General features: G+C 54.9%; 18 protein-coding genes and 1 tRNA gene. 4 read left to right on the top strand and 15 right to left on the bottom strand.

Annotation, left to right across the window (positions count from 1 at the left end; all coding sequences use genetic code 11):
• Window positions 1-91: 91 nt before the first annotated feature.
• The 6 genes from IR195_RS01385 to IR195_RS01360 all read right to left on the bottom strand — a co-directional run bounded on the left by IR195_RS01385 (window position 92) and on the right by IR195_RS01360 (window position 7,369).
• A complete protein-coding gene (locus IR195_RS01385) occupies window positions 92-721 on the bottom strand; it encodes a histidine phosphatase family protein (protein ID WP_125745076.1) in 630 nt (209 codons plus the stop codon).
• A gap of 362 nt (window positions 722-1,083) precedes the next feature.
• A complete protein-coding gene (locus IR195_RS01380; RefSeq protein WP_146942946.1) occupies window positions 1,084-2,844 on the bottom strand; it encodes a bifunctional diguanylate cyclase/phosphodiesterase in 1,761 nt (586 codons plus the stop codon).
• Window positions 2,845-2,975: 131 nt separating this feature from the next.
• Window positions 2,976-4,895 carry a metallophosphoesterase family protein gene (locus IR195_RS01375; RefSeq protein ID WP_206048558.1) on the bottom strand — a complete coding sequence of 640 codons (1,920 nt, stop codon included), beginning with the start codon at window positions 4,893-4,895 and terminating at the stop codon, window positions 2,976-2,978.
• Window positions 4,896-4,929: 34 nt separating this feature from the next.
• A complete protein-coding gene (locus IR195_RS01370) occupies window positions 4,930-6,294 on the bottom strand; it encodes a sensor histidine kinase (protein WP_206048557.1) in 1,365 nt (454 codons plus the stop codon).
• Window positions 6,291-6,965: a winged helix-turn-helix domain-containing protein gene (locus IR195_RS01365; RefSeq protein ID WP_125745068.1), complete on the bottom strand. Its 675-nt coding sequence runs from the start codon at window positions 6,963-6,965 to the stop codon at window positions 6,291-6,293. Before IR195_RS01365 ends, IR195_RS01370 begins: the two co-directional genes overlap by 4 nt.
• Before the next feature lie 11 nt (window positions 6,966-6,976).
• Entirely contained in the window at window positions 6,977-7,369 is a 393-nt protein-coding gene (locus IR195_RS01360) for a PepSY domain-containing protein (RefSeq protein ID WP_408610166.1), read from the bottom strand.
• 151 nt (window positions 7,370-7,520) lie between these two features.
• Here IR195_RS01360 and IR195_RS01355 point away from each other — a divergent pair, with 151 nt between their 5' ends.
• Window positions 7,521-7,997 carry a PepSY domain-containing protein gene (locus IR195_RS01355; protein WP_206048556.1) on the top strand — a complete coding sequence of 159 codons (477 nt, stop codon included), beginning with the start codon at window positions 7,521-7,523 and terminating at the stop codon, window positions 7,995-7,997.
• A 206-nt stretch (window positions 7,998-8,203) separates the two neighbouring features.
• Window positions 8,204-9,205: a DUF1853 family protein gene (locus tag IR195_RS01350; RefSeq protein WP_241006779.1), complete on the top strand. Its 1,002-nt coding sequence runs from the start codon at window positions 8,204-8,206 to the stop codon at window positions 9,203-9,205.
• 28 nt (window positions 9,206-9,233) lie between these two features.
• On the opposite strand, the gene proB is transcribed toward IR195_RS01350, so the two are convergent.
• The 4 genes from proB to rplU form a co-directional block, all read right to left on the bottom strand.
• Window positions 9,234-10,394, bottom strand: coding sequence for a glutamate 5-kinase (gene proB / locus IR195_RS01345; protein ID WP_213017573.1), 1,161 nt, complete (start codon window positions 10,392-10,394; stop codon window positions 9,234-9,236).
• A gap of 61 nt (window positions 10,395-10,455) precedes the next feature.
• Window positions 10,456-11,649 (bottom strand): Obg family GTPase CgtA, encoded by a 1,194-nt coding sequence (gene cgtA, locus IR195_RS01340; protein WP_146942956.1) that lies wholly within the window; start codon window positions 11,647-11,649, stop codon window positions 10,456-10,458.
• Window positions 11,650-11,790: 141 nt separating this feature from the next.
• Window positions 11,791-12,048 (bottom strand): 50S ribosomal protein L27, encoded by a 258-nt coding sequence (gene rpmA / locus IR195_RS01335; RefSeq protein ID WP_009097313.1) that lies wholly within the window; start codon window positions 12,046-12,048, stop codon window positions 11,791-11,793.
• A 30-nt stretch (window positions 12,049-12,078) separates the two neighbouring features.
• Entirely contained in the window at window positions 12,079-12,390 is a 312-nt protein-coding gene (gene rplU / locus IR195_RS01330; protein ID WP_030071396.1) for a 50S ribosomal protein L21, read from the bottom strand.
• Window positions 12,391-12,675: 285 nt separating this feature from the next.
• Here rplU and ispB point away from each other — a divergent pair, with 285 nt between their 5' ends.
• Together ispB and IR195_RS01320 are read left to right on the top strand one after the other, a co-directional pair.
• Window positions 12,676-13,680 (top strand): octaprenyl diphosphate synthase, encoded by a 1,005-nt coding sequence (gene ispB / locus IR195_RS01325; protein ID WP_125745058.1) that lies wholly within the window; start codon window positions 12,676-12,678, stop codon window positions 13,678-13,680.
• Window positions 13,681-13,782: 102 nt separating this feature from the next.
• Window positions 13,783-13,859 (top strand) — tRNA-Pro (locus IR195_RS01320).
• A 93-nt stretch (window positions 13,860-13,952) separates the two neighbouring features.
• Here IR195_RS01320 and IR195_RS01315 read toward each other — a convergent pair.
• From IR195_RS01315 to IR195_RS01295, 5 genes are all read right to left on the bottom strand, one after another.
• Window positions 13,953-15,413, bottom strand: coding sequence for a M14 family zinc carboxypeptidase (locus IR195_RS01315; protein WP_206048554.1), 1,461 nt, complete (start codon window positions 15,411-15,413; stop codon window positions 13,953-13,955).
• A 514-nt stretch (window positions 15,414-15,927) separates the two neighbouring features.
• Window positions 15,928-16,710, bottom strand: a complete 783-nt coding sequence (locus IR195_RS01310) for a sulfite exporter TauE/SafE family protein (protein ID WP_125745052.1) — start codon at window positions 16,708-16,710, stop codon at window positions 15,928-15,930.
• Between the two features lie 16 nt (window positions 16,711-16,726).
• Entirely contained in the window at window positions 16,727-19,060 is a 2,334-nt protein-coding gene (locus tag IR195_RS01305; protein WP_206048553.1) for an ATP-dependent DNA helicase, read from the bottom strand.
• The gene (locus IR195_RS01300) at window positions 19,057-20,814 is read right to left on the bottom strand and encodes a VRR-NUC domain-containing protein (RefSeq protein WP_206048552.1); all 1,758 of its coding nucleotides are present in this window, start codon (window positions 20,812-20,814) and stop codon (window positions 19,057-19,059) included. The genes IR195_RS01305 and IR195_RS01300 overlap by 4 nt, the downstream gene beginning before the upstream one ends.
• A 32-nt stretch (window positions 20,815-20,846) precedes the next feature.
• Window positions 20,847-21,194, bottom strand: a complete 348-nt coding sequence (locus tag IR195_RS01295; RefSeq protein WP_125745046.1) for a hypothetical protein — start codon at window positions 21,192-21,194, stop codon at window positions 20,847-20,849.
• Window positions 21,195-21,276 lie beyond the last annotated feature (82 nt).

The following is a 21,276-nucleotide window of genomic DNA, read 5'->3' as shown; positions in this document are numbered from 1 at the left end:
TCATGGCCTATACGCAGCTTACCCGCTACTGATTCGTAGGCTGTTATTACTAATACACTATGAATAACGCACTATGACTAACACCCTGTGACTAACGCCCTATCCACTCAACAAATGTGCTTTCGCCCAGCGCATGGCGCTCGTGGCGCAAGCGGCTCATTGCAGCATAAGGTAAATCCATCACTAACCCGTTACCAAGCGGCTGTCCCAGCACTTGGCGCAGCAGCGCATTGCAGACAAATAGATGTGCAATCACCAACACGTGCTTACCGGGCGGATTAGCCAACAGTCGCTGCCAGGATTCACTAACCCGAGCATCCAGCGCTGCCAATGTTTCTCCTTCTGGGGGCGCGACTTGGCAGGGGTTAAACCAAAACGCGCTCATTGGCTCACTGCCCTCATCGGCAAATACCTGGGCATGCGTTTTGCCTTCCCAGCGCCCCAAGTGAAGTTCAGCCAAGTCGTCATCAACTTGTACAGGCACATCAAACTCCTCGCCCAGCCACAGCGCAAATTCGCGGCAACGTAGTAGTGGCGAACTGACAATCGCATCATAAGGTGGCCTGCCGTCTACCGTGTGGCGCATAACGGCATCACTCACTTGCTTCCAGCCCTTTTCACTCAGCGGGTGGTCGGTACTGCCACGTAACATGCGCCCGCCGACTGGCTCCCCATGGCGCATAATATCGATGGTGGTGATGTCTGCATTTGGAAAACGCATGGTTTCTGTTCCTCAACAAGCTGACTCGATGATCGCGTAGCGCGCACAGGCATAGAGCCACTCGGGCATCAGCACCGTGGCAAAAATCATCACATAGATAACGCTAACTGGATTACAGGTGAGGCTGTTAATTGAGGCACTGAGCTACAAGCCAATACCATCATTGCCGGTAATGCTAATCACTGACGAATCACGTAGATTGATAGGCCAGTCGATACGTTGAAAGGCCAATTAATCGCGGCATCACCTGAGCGGGTTATTTAGCAATGCCGCTATGGTGGTGGCCAACCATGACAGCGAAGAGACACTAAAATGACAAACGCATGACCGCTCAGCGACAGTTCAGTGGGTAAAACTCACTGTTACCTACTCCACGTTGGCGCCACACAGCATCCTCGACGCTCTACGAATAAACTGTTACCCACTATTTTTTTTGCTTGGTGCTTTAACTCAGAAAGTTGGGCAGCAATGTCTAACGCCTTGCAGCGAGTGGTATCAGTGACCGGTTTAACAGCAATAGAAACACTTACAAAAGGAATAAACGCCACCGCTCCTTGGCGGTTTTCTATATGAACTCCCCCTTGCTGGCGGTCTGCATCCTCATAAAACCCTGGGGCCATCACTTCAAAAGAGTGCAATATTTGCTGGCAAACGCCCTCCCACTGCTCTAGGGGAAGCAGCATCATAAAATCGTCACCGCCAATATGGCCGATAAATCCGCCAGCGCTCTCTACTTGCGCCTGAAGTAAACGCGATAAGGAAATAATTACGTGATCGCCACGGGCATAGCCATAAGCATCGTTAAAGGCTTTGAAATTATCTAAATCAACATAGGCGGCCGCAAACCCTTCGTGCTGGTCGAGATAAGTAACCAGCGTTTCGTTTATCAGAATATTACCCGGCAACCCGGTAAGCGGGTTGGCATGGCGAGCCTGACGCACCTGAATGGCGGTAATTTCGCGCAATAGGTCCACTATCGTCCCCATTCCCAAATAGCAACCGCGACTATCTACAATCACGAAATCTTCCTGCTCAATATCGCGGCTATCGGTTAGCTGCTGGCTAAGCGCCTCAAGAGACAAATCGGCGTCGGCCACTAGCATTTTAGGATCGGCAATCTCTAGCACCCGGCGCTTTGCGTACAACGCGTGGCTATAGGGGTTGGTAAATAGCGTTAAAAACGCATTACGACGCACCACGGCTATCGGCACGCCATCTTCTACCACCGCCACGCAGCGTAGGCTTGTCACATCACGAAAGCGCTCAGCAAGCTCTGGCACGGAGCAGGCTGGCGACACAGCGCTTATCGAACGTAAAATAGAGTGAGCGGTTCGTCCCGCCGGACCGGTTAACTGTGTCGTGGCCGGTAGCAGTATGTGTAGCTGCAAGGGCGGGTGAAGGCTTGGTCGTGCAAAGTAAAACCCTTGAAGCAACGTCAACCCTCGGTCTAGCTCCCACAGACAGAGGTGCTCGGCGGCAGTCTCAATCCCCTCAGCAATTAGCTGGCAGTCTAAGCTGCGCGCTACATCGAGAATCGAGCGTAAGAACTCACGTTTGGCCGGCTCTTGATCAATACCAGAAATAAAGTGGCGATCTAGTTTGACGAAATCAGGACGTAGCTCAGACCAATGGCGCAAACTGGAATGGCCAGCGCCTAAGTCATCTAACGCCACTTGAAAGCCCATGTCGCGATAGTGGGCCACTGCTTGACGCATCAGCTCGTAATCATGAATAGGCACATGTTCAGTAAGCTCAATGACTACCCGCTCTGGCGGCAGGCCACTATCTTGGATGAAGCTCAGCGTTAAGCCTTCACGGAAGTCACGCTCAACAATCGTCAGCGGCATCACGTTCAGAAACAGCAGTCCGGGCAGTTCAAGTTCTGCAAAACGGTAAATCGCTAGCTGTCGACACAGTAAATCCAAATCGACTAACAAGCCTGCCTGAGTCGCCACCTCAAACAGGCGTAACGGTGAGTGAAGTGGTGATGTTTGCGGGCCACGAATAAGCGCTTCATAGCCATAAATAGCTTGCTGATTGGCATTCACAATGGGTTGAAACAACACCTGCAGATCTTCTGTTGCAATAATCTGATTCAACCACTGTGCTTCTTGTGCGGTCATATACCTGCGGCCCTATCAAACGTCGCCCGTTCCTTTGACTCTAGCTCCAGCTGATTCTAAAGCGCCATCAGGAAAGCATTCGGATAGCAATCGTGCGACATTTCCATGTCGTTTGTATGACAGGCCGCAGACTAAGAACGCGGGAGCTCAGACGGAGGAAACACCACATCACCGCCATCGACATCTAGCTGGCGAATATCCGTTGGGTGGCCCTGCTCATCCAGACTGACCAGCCCAATCCCGCTGGCATTCCATAGCCGCTCTCCAGCGCTGGCCCGGTCTGGATCGCGGGGATGAATACTCAACTTGCGGCGCTTGGTGAACCAGTTGAGCGGTGAAAACGGCGCATAGAGCCAACGGTTCAAGCGGTCAAACGTGTTCAACAGCTGTTGGGGAAACGTATTTTTGATCCCACTAGAGGTGATTTGCCAAAGATGCGGCGCCTGCTTTTGCCGACGTACAACAATATCGTAGGCAAATGAGTAGTGGACGTCGCCAGATAAAATCACGTAGTTACCCGGCGTTTTAGAGTGTCGCCAAATATGCAGTAGCACATTGGCAGCCCCGCGATGCGCCATCCAGTTTTCAGCGTCCACCACTAACGGCTTGCCCACCAAGGTAAACAGCTTTTGAATGATCTCGATGAGCTTGACCCCGAACATCGGAGCTGGCGAGACGATAACAGCGCTTTTAGTCCCCAGTAACGCCTGCTGCATTTCCATCAGCGCCTCCCAGTCCATTAAACCCGAGGGACGGTTGGGATTTCTTTCGCTGCGCCAGCGGCGAGTACGCGTATCCAGCACGATAAGAGCAGGCGTGCCAGGCACCTGGTACTCCCAGCCCTGAAAGCGCAGCAACCGCTCGATGAAATTATCCTGGATACTCGCGTTAAGCGAGCCACCTTCTTCAAATAACGTTGAGGCTTGAAGCAACAGCGGATTAAGCTTATCCGGTGCATTGCCCCATCCCTGGCACACTAAATAAGCCACTAACGCATTGCCGATAATACGCTTGGAAAACGGATGGCCGTAGGCACAACGCTCCCAGTCAGCCGTCAGGTTCCAGTCATCGGTGACATCGTGATCATCAAAGATCATCAGGCTGGGAACGTGGGCCATTAGCCGCGCGCACCGGGGCAGCCCAGCCACAAAGTCGTCAATCACCGCCTGCTCTTGCTGGTAAGCGTCAGTTTCTTTATCGCCCAACTCTGGCGGTTTAACGGCAATGAGCTGCCAGGGTGTTGGGGACCATACCAAGCAGTACATGGCAAGCATTTCTGCCAGTGTCACTAAGTGGTTTTGCGCATTTGCAGAGGTAAACACGGGCTTTTTAACACCACCAAAGAAACGCTCACGCAGTGCAGCGTTACTGGTCACATCCGGCAACAGCGCTTCACGGTGATAATAGCTTTCGGGGGCCGCGTAAAGCGCTTGACTGTCATCTACCGTGGCTCCCTCCAACTGCTCGTCTACCAATCCCAAACGCTCAATGAGTGCGTGTACCGCACGCAGCATCGGGCCAGCAACATCATCAACATAGACTTGGTCACCGGTCATCAGCAGCCAAGCTGGCCACTCGTGCGGGTCTGACTGACGTTCAGCTAACCAAGTATCAGCCCGTACCAAGCCGTCGGCGCTGTTATGATGGGGTTTACGGCACGAACCGTGCATCAATCGGTGATGCCGAGAGGCCAGCACAAAGCCTGGATACGCTTGGCCCTCATGACATAACCAGGGCGCCCAGTCCGGCAGGCGTTGCCAGTTACCTTGGGTGTCCTGTACCTGCAGATCGTAGTCAATCCGCTCATCGGTGGGCAGTGCGGCCGGCAAGCTCAGGTCAATAAAATGAATATAGGCGTGCTGGCCAATCGCCAGGCATTGATGCGACTTATCCAATGAGTGCGTCTGGGCACCCTTTTGCTCAGGGCAAAGCACCAGCTGCATGGTTAGTGGGCGCGAAGCAACTAGCCACAGCACTAGCCGCGAAGGCGAAAGGCGACGCAACAGTGGCCCCACCAGTACGTCCGGCAATGTCTTGGCGATTTGCGTCATGTCATTGTCTCTTGGTTTAGGTCATGCATAGTAACTACCGAGCCACCACAGGTAACTCAATAACCACCTCTAATCCACCCGCCTGGGCACGTTGCAGGTGCATTTGCCCTTGATACAGCGCGACAAGGTCGGTCACGATGGCCAGCCCCAGTCCACTACCAGAACGTTGTTCATCAAGACGTTTCCCGCGCTGCACAGCAGCTTGGCACTCCTGGGCGGACATACCTGGGCCATCATCGCTCACTCGCAGCGACAGTCGTTGGCCATCGGTTTGCAGACGAATGCTCACCTCGCTGGTCGCCCAGCGAAGTGCGTTGTCCAACAGGTTACCGACGATTTCCTGAAGATCCTGCCCATCCATATGGACGCGCACGCTGCTGTCTATGTGTTGCTGCAGTTGAATATGGCGGCGCCGCGCCAAACGTGTCAGCCCAGTGATCAACGCTGCTAACGTATCCTGTACGGCAATTGGAGCAAAACGCGCGCCCTCGCCAACAGCAGATGCCCGCGCTAAGTGGTGACGCACCGCATTGTCGATGCGCGAAAGCTCAACGTCCCAATGAGCGCGGCTTTCACTAGGCAATTGCTTAACCAGTAAGCGCATGACGCTTAGCGGGGTTTTTAGCGCATGGGCAAGGTTACCTGCGGTGTGGCGGCTTCGCTCAATTAAACGCTGGTCGCGAATAAGTACGGCATTCATTGACGCCGCTAGTATAGCCAGCTCACCGGGCAGGTGGGTGTCGAGCTGTTCAGCCTGCCCTTGCTCAACGTCCCGGAGATTGGCATTCATGCGTCGTAAGGGTGCCAACCCCCAGCGCACCTGCAGCGCCAGGACACCTAATAGCAGCGCCCCCAGGCCCACCAGCCCCAGCCATAAAGCTTGTTGAAACTGTTGAATATCTTCTCGCAACGCATCATCGCGGGCGGCAACACTAACATGCAGCGGGGTTTCCAACGGGGCAAGGTAAATATCTCGCTCGACAACTCGCAACTGCTGACCTCGCGGGCCGCCCAGTGTGCGAGCCGCTAGGTTTTTATTATCGATAACCGGAAGACGCTGATCCCACAGTGAGCGCGACGTTGCCGAAAGGTGGTCACGATCGGTAATTTGCCAATACCAGCCGGAGTAAACCTGTTCAAAACGCGGGTCACCCAGCGATCGATCGTAACTGATCTGCTGGGCGACCGGATCAAAGGTCACCCCCGCAATGATCACGTTCAGCGTTGTCTCCAAGCGTTCATCAAAAGCATGAATTGCTGAGGTACGATAATGGTGAGTAAGCAGCCAACCCGCCACTGGCAACGCTAGCAACACCATTAACAGTGCCGCGAGTAGAAGACGCAACGTAATCGAACGGGTCGACCACCGCTGAGCCCAACGGGTAATAGCTGGCTTCATGCGTCGGAAGGCTCTTCAGCGAGTAAGCGATACCCCTGACCACGTAGCGTGGCAATCCGCCATGCGCCTAATTTACGCCGCAACCGGCTCACTTGAACATCAATTACGTTGGAATCGGGTTCATGATCACGGTCATAGACATGCTCTGACAGCTCGCTGCGGCTAACCACCCGAGGGGCAGCATGCATTAAGTAACTGAGCAGGCGTGTTTCCTGAGCGGTTATGCTAACCGGCCTGCCCGCCAGCGTGACATGCTGGGTATGGGTATCCAAGCGTAACTCACCCACTTTTAAAACGGGATGAGCATGACCATGACTACGGCGCACCAGGGCACGCAGCCGAAACATAACCTCGGCAGGTTCAAAGGGTTTTGTTACATAGTCATCGGCCCCTGCGGTAAAGCCCGCCGCTTTATCAGCCCAGCGCTCGCGAGCCGTTAGAATCAGCACTGGCAGATCAATACCGTCTTCACGCCACGCAGAGAGCCAGCGTGTGCCTTCACCATCGGGCAGTCCCACATCAAGGATGACCGTGTCATAGGCTTCCGTGCGCACTAGAAAATCGGCTTCCTGGCCATTTTCCGCATGCTCTACCAGCCAATCTCCCTCCCGCAACGCTTGAATAAGCTCACGGGCGAGCGCCTGGTCGTCCTCTACCAGTAAACACTTCATGAATAGCTACCTTATTGGCGGCGCATCTCGTTAATACGCACACCTTCTATTTTCATTAACTGTCCACTATGGCCATCAAACTCAAACTCAACCACTTGATTCTGAGCGCCCAGTAGTTTGATCTCATACTCTACATGACCATCCTCACGCTCGATCTCTACTTCTATTACCTCGCCGATATAATTAGCCTCCAGCCAGTCCAAAATGGACTCTAAGGGCACGACATCGCCTCGCTGCACTTCACTGTGCAACGCTTCCCAGGGCTGATCACCAATGGCACTACCAGCCAGTGCACTAGCAAACACCGCGACAACGACGTTAACAGACATCGCTTTGCGCAAGCGCATGCGTGTCAGGCGCTGCCAATAGCGTGAAATGGTTAGCGTGAGGGGCATCTTGTTCATCGTACTAGCATGCCAAAAGCAACATGAACGTTAGATGAATGGCTTTGTCAGCTTACGGAAAGAACCGCGCTGTTATAACTGTTTTGCCTTATGACGAATGCTGTCTCATTCAACAGATGACGTCATTTAACAAACCAAGAAGGAATTTGATATGAACGCTATGAAGAAAATGTTGCTGATCCCGACCTCTGCACTGCTGTTAACTGCGGCTGCAGGTAGCGTGCAAGCTGATACATTGCCGGTTGATCAGATTGACAGTGTGCTAACCCATGCCACTGATTATGGGTTCACCCATTATGAAGAGGTCAGCATTAAGAGCCGTGGCCGTGCCGAGGTTGAAGGCTGGCTTGATGACGAATGGTACGCTGACATTGAGTTTTCAATCGATAGCGGCGAAACACTGCAAGAAGAGCGAGAGCGCCTAATCACCAGTGCCTGGGGCATGAGTGAAGATGATATTCGCCAAGCACTCGAGGTAGCAAGCCAAGAGGGCATGATCGAATTTGAAGATATCGACATTGATAAAGGCGGCATGATTGATGTGGAAGGCCGCGATGAAAATGGTCGTGAAATAGAAGTCAGTCTACGCCAAGACTCCTTCCAAGTGAGCAACGTTGACCGCGACTAACGGGATAGCACAACCCCACATTAACTCACGCAAACTATTATGCGGGCCACTTAGGCCCGCTTTTGTTGCTAGTTCATAATGTTTGATACGCTAAATAAGTGCCGTCAGTTACTTTTTTAATTAGCCAGTGGGACATTACTAGCCACGCGTTGTAATGTGGTACGCATCACCAATAGTCATTGACTGCGCACTTCTAGGAGATGCCTTTGACGCTACCCGCCACCGCAGAAGGCGTAAGCGACCGCCTAGCGCATTCGGTATTGCGTGATCTTGCGTGGTTACTCGTCACGCCTGACTTGATTGAGCTAACGGAGCCGCCTACTTACCCAGGTAGGCCAACACGCCAGGAGCTTGGCTTAGTAGATTCAATTGATGACTGGTTGGCGAACCTTTCGTCACTAGTGAGTGCGCTAGATGGCCAACTGGCGACGCGCATGGGGCACTACCATGAGCGGCTGTGGCACCTGATGTTAGATAACGCGCCCAACACACGGCTGCTCGCCAAAAACCTGCGTATTACCCAGCGGCGCAACACCCTGGGCGAACTGGATATGCTCTATCGAACACGGGACAACCCCACCCCCATCCATTTGGAAGTGGCGATAAAGTTCTATCTTGGCCTACCAGAAGGGCCTGGCGATGCCACCTGCCAAAGCCGTTGGATTGGCCCCGGCGGGCTGGATAGCCTAGCGCTGAAATGTAGCCACCTTCGCCATCATCAGTTGCCAATTTCGCGCACTGCCACCGCGCAAGCGATCATCGCCCACTGGCTAGCACCCAGAGATATAGGCCCCGCTCCACCACTCCACCATCCACTGACGCAGCGCCTTGCGATGCCCGGCGTACTGTTTTATCCCTGGCACGCAACGTTACCGCCGCCCAGCGGTGCAACGGTCGATCATCGACGTGGTAAGTGGTGTTATTTAAGGGATTGGCCGCAATTCGCAGCCCAGCGAGGCGAGACACTGAAAATGGCTTGGCTAGAGAAGCCTCACTGGCTAGCACCGCCGCCATTGGCTGAGTTCTCCTCTGCCAAGAAACATATGGCAGACGTGACACCACTTATCCATCGCTACGGGCCGCAGCAAGTAGTGCTATACGACCCGCAGGCAAAAGCATTAACTGGGGAAAAGCCGCTGGAGCGGCTAGTCATCGTGCCTGATGACTGGCCACGCCAAATACCGCTACCACCCCGTACTCGCGATTAAACAATCAGCTCGTTAAACAACCAGCTCGTTAAACAACCACCAAGTTATCGCGATGGATCAGCTCGTGAGCCTCCACGTAACCCAGAATTGCTTCAATCTGGTGGCTTGGCTGGCCCGCTAACTGACGGGCTTCATCAGCGCCGTAGTTCACCAATCCTTTAGCCACGCGAGCGCCCTGTTCATCCACGCACAGCACCATATCACCGCGCTTAAAGCTGCCCTGCACTTCACGTACGCCCACCGCCAACAGGCTAGAGCCTTTGCCACGCAGCACATTGACAGCCCCAGCATCCAGTACCAAGGTACCACGCACCTGCAACTGACCTGCCAGCCAGCGCTTGCGCGCAGCGATTGGTGCTTGAGCTGGGCGCAACAGAGTACCCAGTGCCTCGCCTGCCATGATGCGGGCAATAACGTCCGGCTGGCGGCCACTCGCAATCACGGTGACCGCGCCGGAACGGGCAGCCAATTGTGCAGCGCGAACCTTAGTACTCATACCACCACGCCCCAAGGCGCCTCCACTACCAGCAACAGCGGCTAAGCGCGGGTCGTCGGCACGGCCTTCAGCAATCATCTGAGCATTGGGGTCATGGCGAGGGTCAGCGTCAAACAGCCCCTCCTGATCGGTGAGCAGCAACAGTGCATCCGCTTCTAACAGGTTGGCCACCAGCGCACCAAGCGTATCGTTATCGCCAAAGCGAATCTCGTCGGTGACCACGGTATCGTTTTCGTTGATCACCGGCACCACACGCATCTCAACCAAGGTACGCAGCGCTGACAACGCATTGAGATAGCGCTTGCGGTTGGAAAGGTCATCGTGGGTGAGCAGAATCTGAGCCGTTAACATACCGTGGCGAGCAAAATGCTGCTCGTAGCACTGGGTGAGGCCGTTTTGGCCTACCGCAGCGGCCGCCTGCAGCTCATGAACGGCACTGGGGCGCGCCTGCCACCCCAAGCGCACCATGCCCGCCGCTACTGCCCCGGAGGATACCAGCACAACCTCTTTGCCCTGCTGATGCAGCGTGGCAATCTGGTCGACCCAGCCGCCAATAGCCGGCTCATCCAAGCCTCGGCCATCGTTGGTGAGCAGCGCGCTACCAATTTTAACCACCACCCGGCGGGCGCTGCTTAACGCCTCACGGCCGGGCAACTGCTCATTGCTTTCCACGTCGCGACTCTCCCAAGCCATTCCGCTCACGCGTTTGATTCCGCTAACCCTGCTGACGTCACCCATTCAACCGACGGATCGGTTATGGGGCGTACTCTACCTCGACATCGTAATCATCATCGTCAAAGTCGTCGTCATCTTCATCGTCGTCATCACGCTTACGGCGACGGCCAAGACGCGCTTCCGTACGGGCCACTGATTCTTCTTCCATGCGGCGGCGCATTTCCTGCTCGCGGGCATGGGCTTCTTCATCTTCATTTTCCAGGCGCTGCTGCTCAGTCAGCCAGCGATACGCCGCCTGTACTAGCTTATCAGTGCCATCGCTGCTGATTGCCGAGATACGGAATACCGGGCCATCCCAGTTCAGTGCTTGGATAATTGCCTCGGCACGGGCTTCGCGCTCATCTTCTGGCAGCAGATCAAACTTGTTCAGCACTAACCAACGCGGCCGCTCAGAAAGCGCCGGCGAGAACTGGCCTAGCTCGTGAATAATCGCCTGCGCCGCCTCCACCGGATCGGAGTCGTCAAACGGCGCCACATCCACCACATGGAACAGCAGACGTGTACGGGTCAGGTGCTTCAAGAAACGCAGACCCAAGCCCGCGCCATCAGAGGCACCCTCAATCAGACCTGGTACATCGGCCATCACAAAGTGCTCGTGCATACCCAGCTTCACAACACCCAGGTTAGGCACCAGGGTAGTGAACGGATAGTTCGCCACTTTGGGTTTAGCCGCGGATACCGAACGGATCAGCGTGGACTTACCCGCATTCGGCATGCCCAGCAGGCCGACGTCGGCCATTACCTTCATTTCCAGGCGCAGGTTACGGCGGTCGCCTTCGGTGCCCGGCGTGGTGCGACGTGGCGCACGGTTGGTCGAAGATTTAAAGTGAATATTGCCCAACCCACGGCGACCACCTTCGGCCACCAGTACCACCTGGCCGATATCCGTGACATCGGCGATCACCTCAAGGGTGTCCTCATCGATCACCGTGGTGCCCACCGGCACTTTCACATGCAGGTCTTCACCGGCTTTACCGCTCATCTGGCGGCCCATGCCACCCTGACCGTTTTCCGCTTTGTAAAAACGCTGAAACTTGAAATCAATCAAGGTATTCAGTGAATCGTCACCAATCAGGTAGACACTGCCACCATGGCCACCATCGCCACCATCAGGGCCACCTTTGGGCACATATTTTTCGCGGCGAAAGCTCAGACAGCCATTGCCGCCTTTACCTGCCTCAACAATAATCGAGGCTTCATCGACGAACTGCATTGGATTCTCCCGGCCGCTTCCGCCGCCCTAACTGCAATATCCCGCCCATTACTAACAGGCAAAAGGGATCGAAAAGACAAAAAAGCCCCGCCATGGCGGGGCTTTTATTTCGTCATCTTCGTTCTGCGCAACAGCTGTTGCTTAGGCAGAAACGATGCTAACGAATTTACGGTTGTTCGGACCTTTGGTCTCGAACTTCACGAAGCCGTCGTTCAAAGCGAACAGCGTGTGATCACGGCCCAGGCCAACGCCAGTGCCTGCGTGGAAACGAGTGCCACGCTGACGAACGATGATGCTACCCGCGCTGGCTGCTTGGCCACCGAAGAGTTTCACACCTAAGCGTTTGGACTCGGAATCGCGACCGTTACGCGTGGAGCCGGCTGCCTTTTTATGTGCCATTGCAAAATCCTCCTAAAGGGAATCGACTGCTTACGCAGAAATTCCGGTAATTTTGACTTCAGTGAACCACTGACGGTGGCCCTGACGCTTCATGTGATGCTTCCGGCGACGGAACTTGATGATCGTTACTTTATCGCCACGGCCGTGGGAAACGATTTCAGCGGATACTTTGGCGCCGCTTACTAAAGGCGCGCCAACGTTGACATCATCGCCGTCTGCAACCAACAGCACTTCATCAAACTCAATCGTTTCGCCGGTAGCGACTTCGATTTTTTCGAGCTTGAGGGTTTGACCTTCTTGAACGCGGTACTGTTTGCCACCGCTTTTAATAACTGCGTACATGTCGCTCTCCGGACTTGTCGTTAATGCCGGTTACGCCTCGCGTAACCAACGCTCATCGCCTTCCGCTCTTATCGACCTGCTGCGAGTGGCGCCCCTTTTGGCAGCCATCTGACAGGGAGCATGATGAGTGGGTCGCGAATTATAGCGATTATCGCGGTTTACCACAAGACCACCGGGCATTGTCAATCATACACCGCACCACGAACGTCTAACGCTACCTTGACGCCTCACAGACAGCCCCATAGCATGGCTCCAACTATCCCACCCCCGCGATGAACGGAACCCATGACAGCCAACGTCTCTCAACCCCCGCTTGCCAGCCCAACGCCTTCACCGCTGCACGCCGTGGTGGCCGATGACTTTGACGCCGTAAACCGGACCATTGTCGCGCAGCTGAATTCCAAGGTGCCGCTGGTCGAAACCATCGGCCAATATATTATTGAAAGCGGCGGCAAACGCCTGCGTCCCTTACTCGTGCTGCTAGCTGCCCGGGCGCTAGACTATGAGGGCGACAAGCACATCACCCTAGCCACGCTAATCGAATTTATGCACACCTCCACGTTGCTGCACGATGACGTGGTCGATGAATCGCATATGCGGCGTGGCAAAAAAACCGCCAACGATGCCTGGGGCAATGCGCCATCTGTACTGGTGGGTGACTTTCTCTATTCGCGTTCGTTTCAAATGATGGTGGACGTAGGGTCGATGCGCATTATGGCAATTCTTTCCGGCGCGACCTGCGTGATTGCCGAAGGCGAAGTCCTACAGCTCACCAATATCGGTAACCCCAGCATTTCTGAAGCGGATTACTTTGAAACCATTCAAGGTAAAACAGCAATGCTGTTTGAAGCCGCCTCACACAGCGGTGCTGTGCTTGCCGACGCCACACCGGAGCAAGAGCGTGCACTGCAGTACTACGGCCGCTATTTAGGCCTGGCTTTCCAGCTCATCGACGACTTGCTGGATTACCAAGGCGATGCCGAAGCCATGGGCAAAAATGTCGGCGACGACCTAGCAGAAGGTAAACCGACCCTACCGCTAATTCATGCCATGGAACGCGGCACACCGGAACAGGCAAAGCTAATCCGCCAAGTGATTCGCAAAGGCGGACTAGAACAGCTCGACGAGGTGCTTGAGATCATCAATGCCACCGGCGCACTGGAATATACCCGCGCACGAGCCGTTGAGATGGCCGATAAAGCCCTAGCCGAACTTGATGCTCTGCCACCCAGCCCTTATCGAGATAGCATGGCTAACATCGCTCGGTTAGCGGTTGATCGCAAAGCATAAAGTCTGCGCAACAAAGCAACACAGCGCGTAAAAAGGGACTTGAAAAAAAACCTTCGCCTGCGTATGATTCGCTCCGTTGTTGAGCGCTGCTGCGACAATATTCGGAATATAGCTCAGCTTGGTAGAGCGCTGCCTTCGGGAGGCAGAGGTCGTAGGTTCGAATCCTGCTATTCCGACCAAGAACACTATGAAAAACGGCCACTTAGCTCTGAGAGCTAAGTGGCCGTTTTTGCTAATGACTGCTAGGCCTTTCCGTGAACAACCTAGTGGGTTTACCCAACTAGACCATCCTCCAGACCTTGCGACACTCCAGCCAGAAAGGCCTCCTCAAAGCCTCCTGCCTCTTCAGCAATATTCGCGACAGCCGCATCGTCACTATACAGGTCAGCAAAGTCGACATATTCAGAGCGTTCAGCTATCTGCTGTGCAATAGCCGGGTCCAGAGAGTCGAACTCCCCCGATGCCATGAACTCGATCACACCTATCATGCTGAGCCACCCTTCCAGAGTCAGAGCTGCAGCTAATGCGCTATAATCTAGGTCAAGACCTTGAGCAAGCTGATCCATCTCCTGGAGTCCACGCTGCTCGATCAACAACGTGGGCGTACCATCAAGTGCAAAGCCGTTGCGGCTGATAGCCGGGTTATCACTACCAGGGAACAGGGTCAGGCTGTCATGCTCGAAGTCTTCCAAGGCTTCCTTGATGGCAACCACAGCGCGCTGCCCCGATTCCATCAAGGCAGGCTCCACTTCATCGCTGGTCGCCCAGAGCACCGACATGCTATCCAGCGTCTCATCCTCAGACCGGTAGTTGTTCTGGTGATGGTAATCGAGGTATAAGTCGGGCCGATACTCCTTGACGACTTCTCTTACCGCCGCCGACTCCGGAGCCTGCTCAGGATTCTGCTCCTCGTTGGGGTCATAAGTACGATTGAGATCGATGTCATTCGAGTTACGACGCGGGTCGAGCACATCTTCAGCTCCTGCAACCTGCTGCTCCCAGCGGGCAAAGCCGTCCGGGTTGACTCGAGGCATGACCACTACGGTTACCTCTTCTCGCAATGCTTTAGCTTCGACACTATCTCCTGCCAGATATTCCAGCAGGTACAAAGCCGCCTCGGTTCCCAGCGGCTCGTCCCCATGCTGCTGAGTAGCAATCATCAGCGTCTTGGGTCCACTACCGACTACCGCTTTGTAAAGCGGGTTACCTTCCACGGACTCTCCAACCTGAGAAAGGTCCATGGATTGGTACTCAGTATCCAGGCGCTGCAATTCAGCATATAGCTGTTCATTACTGTGAAGGCTCTCCATGACCAGAGACTGCTCGGCACTGTAATTCTCTGCTGATACGTTCTGGCTATAATAGTCGGCAACCGCCAGCTTGGCATTCAAAGCCTCTGTATCAGTGTCTGCCGCGGCCTGTATCACAGCCCCGCGGAGTTCTGCACGACTTAGCTCACCGGCTTCTAACTTGCCAGCCCAGAAGTCATGGCCTTCCGTGTCCGCCGCTCTAGCAAACAGCTGCTCATAGAGGTCAGCAACATATTCGCTATCAGATGCCTCTTGCATGTACGTCTGAGCTTCCTTCGAGCTCGCAATTTCAGACAATACGGCCTGAAGTCCATCGCTTTCCAGCCGCTCCTGCCAGAAACCAAACCCCTCCGGGTCTGCCGCACGACCAAGTAGAGAAAAGTAGATTGATTGTACTATTTTACCGCTATCCTGAAGCTCCATAATCATTATTCCTTTAACGGGTCCGGGGCCTTTGTCCACTACCCTATCCAATATGGGAAGATATCTTGAAGGCTACTCACCCTAGCCTAACTTATTGTTTTAGAAACCTTCTAATGAGATTTCTAATATACCACTTATTTACTTTAGTACTCTTGCTCAAAAACTGCCAACGGGTTCAGGGCATAAGGAAAACACGGCATAAATCCTGCCGCAGCTGCCTGATCCGCTCTGGTGGAGTAAAATCTAGGTTTTGTCCGAAAAGTCGGGGGTACTAACGGTACCAAAGGCGTGGGGTTTGGGCTGTGCTTCTTTCCTTTGACTTCTTTACCAGTCGACCTAAGGTACGGGTAGTTAGGCTGGCAGTCGTTTTAGCCATTGAGGTCACCTTTTTCTAGGTTCCAAATAGGTTCCAGAGGTTGTAGGTTCGAATCCTGCTATTCCGACCAAGAACACCATAAAAAACGGCCACTTAGCTAACACAGCAAGTGGCCGTTTTTGTTGTTTGCTTCTCCCCCTACCCTGGTGGGTGAATCAGCCCTATCACGCTGACCAAGATCAGCACGGCTCCCAGCACGCGGAAGAACAGCCCGGTGTCTGCTTTTAGCATGTAGCGGTGGGCTTTTTCGCCTAGCAAATGGCCGATAAATGCGCAGGGCAGCAGCCATAGTTGATGAATTAGCTGGAGGTCGACGCCGGCGATGATAAACGACGCCATTTTGATCATCACCAGAATAAACCACAGCACAAACATGGTGTCGCGCAGTTGCTCTTTGGCGACGTGGGTGGCGAACACCGCGACAATCAGCGGCGCGCCAATCAACGAGGTGCCGCTGACATAGCCGCCGAGAGCAAGCAGCACGATATCGACGTATTTGTTGTTACTTCTAAACGGTTTGTTCAGCACATAGCCAATGGCATAAATGATCACAATGCCGAAAATAATGTTGGTCATGATCTGAGAAGGCAGCGTCAACAGCCCCACCACCCCGACCAACTTAGGCACGATCATGATTTTCAGGGCTTTGGTTAAATAGCCCCAGTCGATATTACTTTCCGGCGACGTACCTCCCACACCCGCTTTCTGCACTTGACGATGGCCGTTCCAGGCAATCCAACTGGAAAAAATCAGCAGATGAATGGCCACAATCGGTAGGAAGACCAGCGGTTCGTTGACCACCAGCAGCAGAAAAGGCAGCGCCAGCACGGCTCCACCAAAACCAAGGCTGGTGCGAACAAAGCCACTCCAGGCAAAAATAAGCCCGATGAGAAGGTACTGGTACCAGAGTAAATCTGTCATTGCGCGTGCATGGCCTCTAAGAAGATGAGTGGTTGTCTAGCCCCCACCAGCGTGGCAGCAAAGCGCGCACTTTAGCCTGGGCAAAACGGTCGTCCATTAATATCACAACCCCTTCATCTTCGGGGCTGCGAATCACCCTTCCAGCGGCTTGCACCACTTTGATCATGCCGGGTATGCGGTAGGTGTAATCGTCGCCCTGGCCGAAGCGGGTGTTCAGGCGCGCTTTCAGCGCTTCGTTAAAGTCGTTAAACGGTGGCAGGCCTAAGGTGGCAATAAATGCGCCGATTAGGCGCTCGCCAGGCAGGTCGATGCCTTCGCCGAAAGCACCGCCTAGCACGGCAAAGCCGATGCCCTGCCCCCCCGGGGTAAAGCGCGCCAGAAAGGCGTCGCGCTCAGCTTCCTGCATTCCACGGGTTTGGGCAAACATTGGCACGCTAGGATGTGCGTGCTGAAAATGCGCCATCACCTGCTCCAGATAAGCAAAGCTACTAAAAAACGCCAGATAGTGGCCAGGTTGACGCTGATACTGGTCGGCCAGGACTTCCACAATAGGCGCCACAGAGGCCTCACGGTGATGATAGCGAGTGGAAATATCGGCGCGAATACGTACGTCTAACTGGCGGGCGGCAAACGGTGAGGCCACTTCCCGCCACACACTGTTGTGCGGCAATCCGAGTAAATCGCGGTAGTAGTGAAACGGGGTCAATGTGGCCGAAAACAACACAGCGCTGCTGGCAGCCTTGAAGCGTGCCGCTAGAAAATCCCCAGGAATGACATTGCGCAGCCCTAGCACTGCGTCGCCTCGGCCATAACTGGCAAGGTCGCAAAGTGAGTGGTCACCAAACTGCTCCGCCAAACGGCAGAAGGCCAATGCGTCAAACAGCAGCTCTTGAAGTTCAATGCTTGAGGCGTCGGGGTGCTCAACCAAATAATCGGTGATCGCGCCAGCCAAGGTTTGCATTGCGGCCACCAGCTTGTTGGGCAGCGCCTCAAGTAAATGGTAACGCTGTGACGCCGCTGCATCGGGGTTCACGGCCTTCGTTAGTGCCTGCCACTGCCTGCCGACACGAGCCAGCGGTTTAGCAAGCGCGGGAGGAGAGCGGCGACGCAGACGGCTCAAGCGCTGTTGGGAAAGCTCGGCGCTGTACATGCCCCGCGCGCGCTCAACTAAGTTGTGCGCTTCATCTATCAACAGGCCTACCCGCCAGTCGTTGGCTTGGGCTAAACCATGCAGCAGCGCATGGCTATCAAACCAGTGATTCACATCGCCCACGACGACGTCTGCCCAGCGGGCTAGCTCTTGGCCTAAATAATACGGGCACACACTGTGGGAAAGGGCCACCTCACGCAATCCGACACGATCTAGCCAGCGACGTGCCACCGCGGCTTGGCGAGCGGCAGGCAAGCGGTCATAAAAACCCGCTGCTAACGGGCAGGCATCGCCTTGGCAAGCGGTACCTGGGTATTCGCAGGCTTTTTGCCTAGCCACCAGTTCCAACACCCGCAGCGGCGATGCGAGTGCAGACGCTGTGGAGGAAGATAAAGTAGAGGGTGATGAAGCAGGATGTGATGAGCTGGGGGTAGCAAGACGCGCCAGCGCATCCAGCGCTACACGGCGGCCCGGGGTTTTCATGGTCAGAAAGGCCAGCCTATCCAGCTGCTGACGGGGCATTGCAGTCAGCATCGGAAACAGCGTGCCAAGGGTTTTGCCAATACCGGTAGTGGCTTGGGCCAGTAGGCAGCGACCGGTGCTGGCTGCTTTATAGACATCTTCCGCCAACGCCCGCTGCCCAGGGCGAAAATCAGGATAGGGAAACGCCAGCGTCGCCAGCCACTCATCGCGGCGTTGGCGATGGGCAGACTCCTGCTCTGCCCAGGCCAAAAAGCGTTGGCATTGAGCGGTAAAAAACGCCTGCAGATCAGTGGCACTGGCTTCGTGGGCCAGCAACGTTTCCTGACCGCTGCTAATCTCCAGATACACTAACGCCAGCGTGACCCGCTCAAGGCCGCGCTCAGCACACAGCAGCGCACCGTATATTTTCACCTGGGCCCAATGCAACGCACGCTGATTAGCTGCCATGCGATCTAGATTGCCACGATAGGTTTTGACCTCTTCCAAACGCTTAGCGCTGGGATCAAAACCGTCAGCGCGACCTGCCACGCGAAGCCCCTGATACTCACCGGAAAGCGGCAATTCGGCTAGGTAATCCTCGCCTCGGTGGCTAGCCACTAACCTATGCCCTTCGATACCTTCCTGAGCGCTGGGTGCTGGCGTAAAGCGGTGATCAAGGTCGCCTTCCCGTGCGGTGAAATCACATAGCGTGCGCACCGCTACCCGGTAACGGCTCATTCGGTATCTTCTCGCTCAGACTTTTCTCGCTCAGGTCCTTCTCGTTCACCCCCGTCTGCTTCAGATGCTGGTTGCCAGCGCACATGACATACTTCAACGGGCATGCCGTGGCGGCAAAAGAAGCCGATCCAGCGGCGTTGGTTATCTTGTAGACGATCCCCCGGCCCTTTCACTTCTATCATTTTGTAGCGTGGTTCGCCGGGCGGTGCGTCCGGCATCAACTGAATCAGGTCAGGTAGGCCTGCACGGTTATGTTTAAGGTCGTCTAATAGCCGCATAAAACAGGCCCGCAAATGGTCAGGCGGCAAGCACTTAAGCGCAAGCGTTAACAGCTCTTCACTGACAACTCCCCAGTGAACAAAGGGCGAGGCGATGCCCTGCTTGGCGTGCCAAGTGCGCAGTATCGTGTCCTGATAGCGGCCGTCATCCAACTGGGCCAGGCAGGCGGTGATTTCGACTTGCCGCTGAGCGACAAAATCCTCGCGGTATAAATCCGCAGGTCCGCTGTGAAACGGGTGAAAAAACGCCCCTGGTAGGGGTTTAAAAATGGCCGGCCAGAGCAGCAAGCCAAATAGCCCCGTCAGCAGGCTATTTTCAACGTAATACACCGGCGCGTTAGGGGTCGCCATGTCGTCAGCAACGGCACGCTCAACTGGCTGAGGACCAGGTAAATGAAGCACATAGGTAGGCGCCTGGACCGCTTGTTGATCAGACCCAGTCGAGCGCTCAACCTGCTGGGGTAATTTGCGTGCTAAACGCGGCAGCAGCCGCATAAGCGCTTGGCTTTCGGCCTCGTTTGGTTGCGCGTCCAGCGCGCTGATCGTGAGTTCATAAGCGTCTGAATAACGACCCAGACGCTCTAACACGCGCAATCTGCGAATACGCGCATCACTGTTATTGGCGTCAGCGTAAAGTGTTAACGCTAACTCTGCGTCACCGCCGCGCTCGGCCTCGCGCCCCATGGCAAGCAGCAACCGCGCCCGCCGAGAGGCTAACCAACGGTTGCTAGAAGCTGGAGGCACTTCGATGGAAAGTGCTTGCGGCAGCTCGCCGTCGTCCAAGCGTTCGCGCAAGCGGTGCAGCGTTAAGTAAGTAGTTACGTCATCGCGGCTTTGGAAGGCGCGTGATTCCGCGCTAAACGGTACTTGCTCAAAGCGCTGCAGACCCAGCTCCGTTAGCACGAACTCTGCCCAGTCCTGGCGCAAATTGCCGAAAAACATCAGCCGAAGTCGATCACAAAGCGCCATCACCGTTAGCCGCACAATCTGCGTCGTTGCCGTTGGCCACCACTGCTGAAGGGGGGCAGACGCTTCTAGCAACTCTGCAAGTGCTGCTTGAAGCGCAGCTTTTGTGCTGTTGCGGGGCAAACCTGCGCTGGCCATCTCGCCAGCCAATGCTTGGCGCAGTTCACTCAGTCGCAACAGGCGAAATAGCTCACGGCTGCTTAACAGTGGGGCATTGTCTACCCAGCCAAGCACCACCAACGGCGCCAAGGCCTGCTTGGCGTCACCGATTTCCGCATAGCTCAGTTTATCCAGACGAAATAATTCCCCTTTACGCATCACCATGCGCACCAATAGTGCTTGGGAAGCCTGGGGTAACATTTCAAAATGACTAATAGCGTCGCGCTCAGCAGCACTTAATAGATCGTAGTGGCGGGCTTCTACCCACGCCAACACGTAACGAAAGTTCGTCAGATAGTAGAAAGGGTCATCTAAAGAGGCGGTCGCTGATGCGATAGGAGCACTGTTCATTTATCCATTGTAACAGTGCTTGATGAAGCAGGTTAACCCACCCGATGCTGATAAAGTGCATCCAGCGCATCGTCATCAGTAGCAGAGGATGACGCCTCCGACTGGGCAACGGGCTGGCGGCTCCCCACCAGCACATACCATTCCGCTTCGGTCAGATAATGCTGGCACCAGCGGCTTAAGCTAGCGGCCACATCATCGCGAATTCGTTCACCACTACGGAAAACCTGGGCGAGATGCAGCAAGTCCTGGCGAGCAGTGCGGGCACGGGCGTTGCCGCCGTGCACTTTGGAAAGCGGGCAGCGTCGATCATAGGCCGCGTTGGTTAATGCATTTAACCAACGTTCCAATTCATGTGCCTGAATACCGCCGTAAACTGCCACACTGCACTCCATGCTGAATGATGATTGAAATTTAATGAGCTTGGCCCATTAGCACTGGCGAAAAAGGGCGTTAGATTGCCCG

This window comes from Vreelandella venusta (genome assembly GCF_015689495.1).
Classification (GTDB): Bacteria; Pseudomonadota; Gammaproteobacteria; order Pseudomonadales; family Halomonadaceae; genus Vreelandella; species Vreelandella venusta.
This window is presented reverse-complemented; position numbering and strand designations above follow the sequence as displayed.

Bases quoted from the DNA above. Each gene is read 5' to 3' on its own strand.
- IR195_RS01385 (WP_125745076.1), bottom strand. From the start codon at position 721: ATGCGTTTTCCAAATGCAGACATCACCACCATCGATATTATGCGCCAT.
- IR195_RS01380 (WP_146942946.1), bottom strand. From the start codon at position 2,844: ATGACCGCACAAGAAGCACAGTGGTTGAATCAGATTATTGCAACAGAA.
- IR195_RS01375 (WP_206048558.1), bottom strand. From the start codon at position 4,895: ATGACGCAAATCGCCAAGACATTGCCGGACGTACTGGTGGGGCCACTG.
- IR195_RS01370 (WP_206048557.1), bottom strand. From the start codon at position 6,294: ATGAAGCCAGCTATTACCCGTTGGGCTCAGCGGTGGTCGACCCGTTCG.
- IR195_RS01365 (WP_125745068.1), bottom strand. From the start codon at position 6,965: ATGAAGTGTTTACTGGTAGAGGACGACCAGGCGCTCGCCCGTGAGCTT.
- IR195_RS01360 (WP_408610166.1), bottom strand. From the start codon at position 7,369: ATGAACAAGATGCCCCTCACGCTAACCATTTCACGCTATTGGCAGCGC.
- IR195_RS01355 (WP_206048556.1), top strand. From the start codon at position 7,521: ATGAACGCTATGAAGAAAATGTTGCTGATCCCGACCTCTGCACTGCTG.
- proB (WP_213017573.1), bottom strand. From the start codon at position 10,394: ATGGCTTGGGAGAGTCGCGACGTGGAAAGCAATGAGCAGTTGCCCGGC.
- cgtA (WP_146942956.1), bottom strand. From the start codon at position 11,649: ATGCAGTTCGTCGATGAAGCCTCGATTATTGTTGAGGCAGGTAAAGGC.
- rpmA (WP_009097313.1), bottom strand. From the start codon at position 12,048: ATGGCACATAAAAAGGCAGCCGGCTCCACGCGTAACGGTCGCGATTCC.
- rplU (WP_030071396.1), bottom strand. From the start codon at position 12,390: ATGTACGCAGTTATTAAAAGCGGTGGCAAACAGTACCGCGTTCAAGAA.
- ispB (WP_125745058.1), top strand. From the start codon at position 12,676: ATGACAGCCAACGTCTCTCAACCCCCGCTTGCCAGCCCAACGCCTTCA.
- IR195_RS01315 (WP_206048554.1), bottom strand. From the start codon at position 15,413: ATGGAGCTTCAGGATAGCGGTAAAATAGTACAATCAATCTACTTTTCT.
- IR195_RS01310 (WP_125745052.1), bottom strand. From the start codon at position 16,710: ATGACAGATTTACTCTGGTACCAGTACCTTCTCATCGGGCTTATTTTT.
- IR195_RS01305 (WP_206048553.1), bottom strand. From the start codon at position 19,060: ATGAGCCGTTACCGGGTAGCGGTGCGCACGCTATGTGATTTCACCGCA.
- IR195_RS01300 (WP_206048552.1), bottom strand. From the start codon at position 20,814: ATGAACAGTGCTCCTATCGCATCAGCGACCGCCTCTTTAGATGACCCT.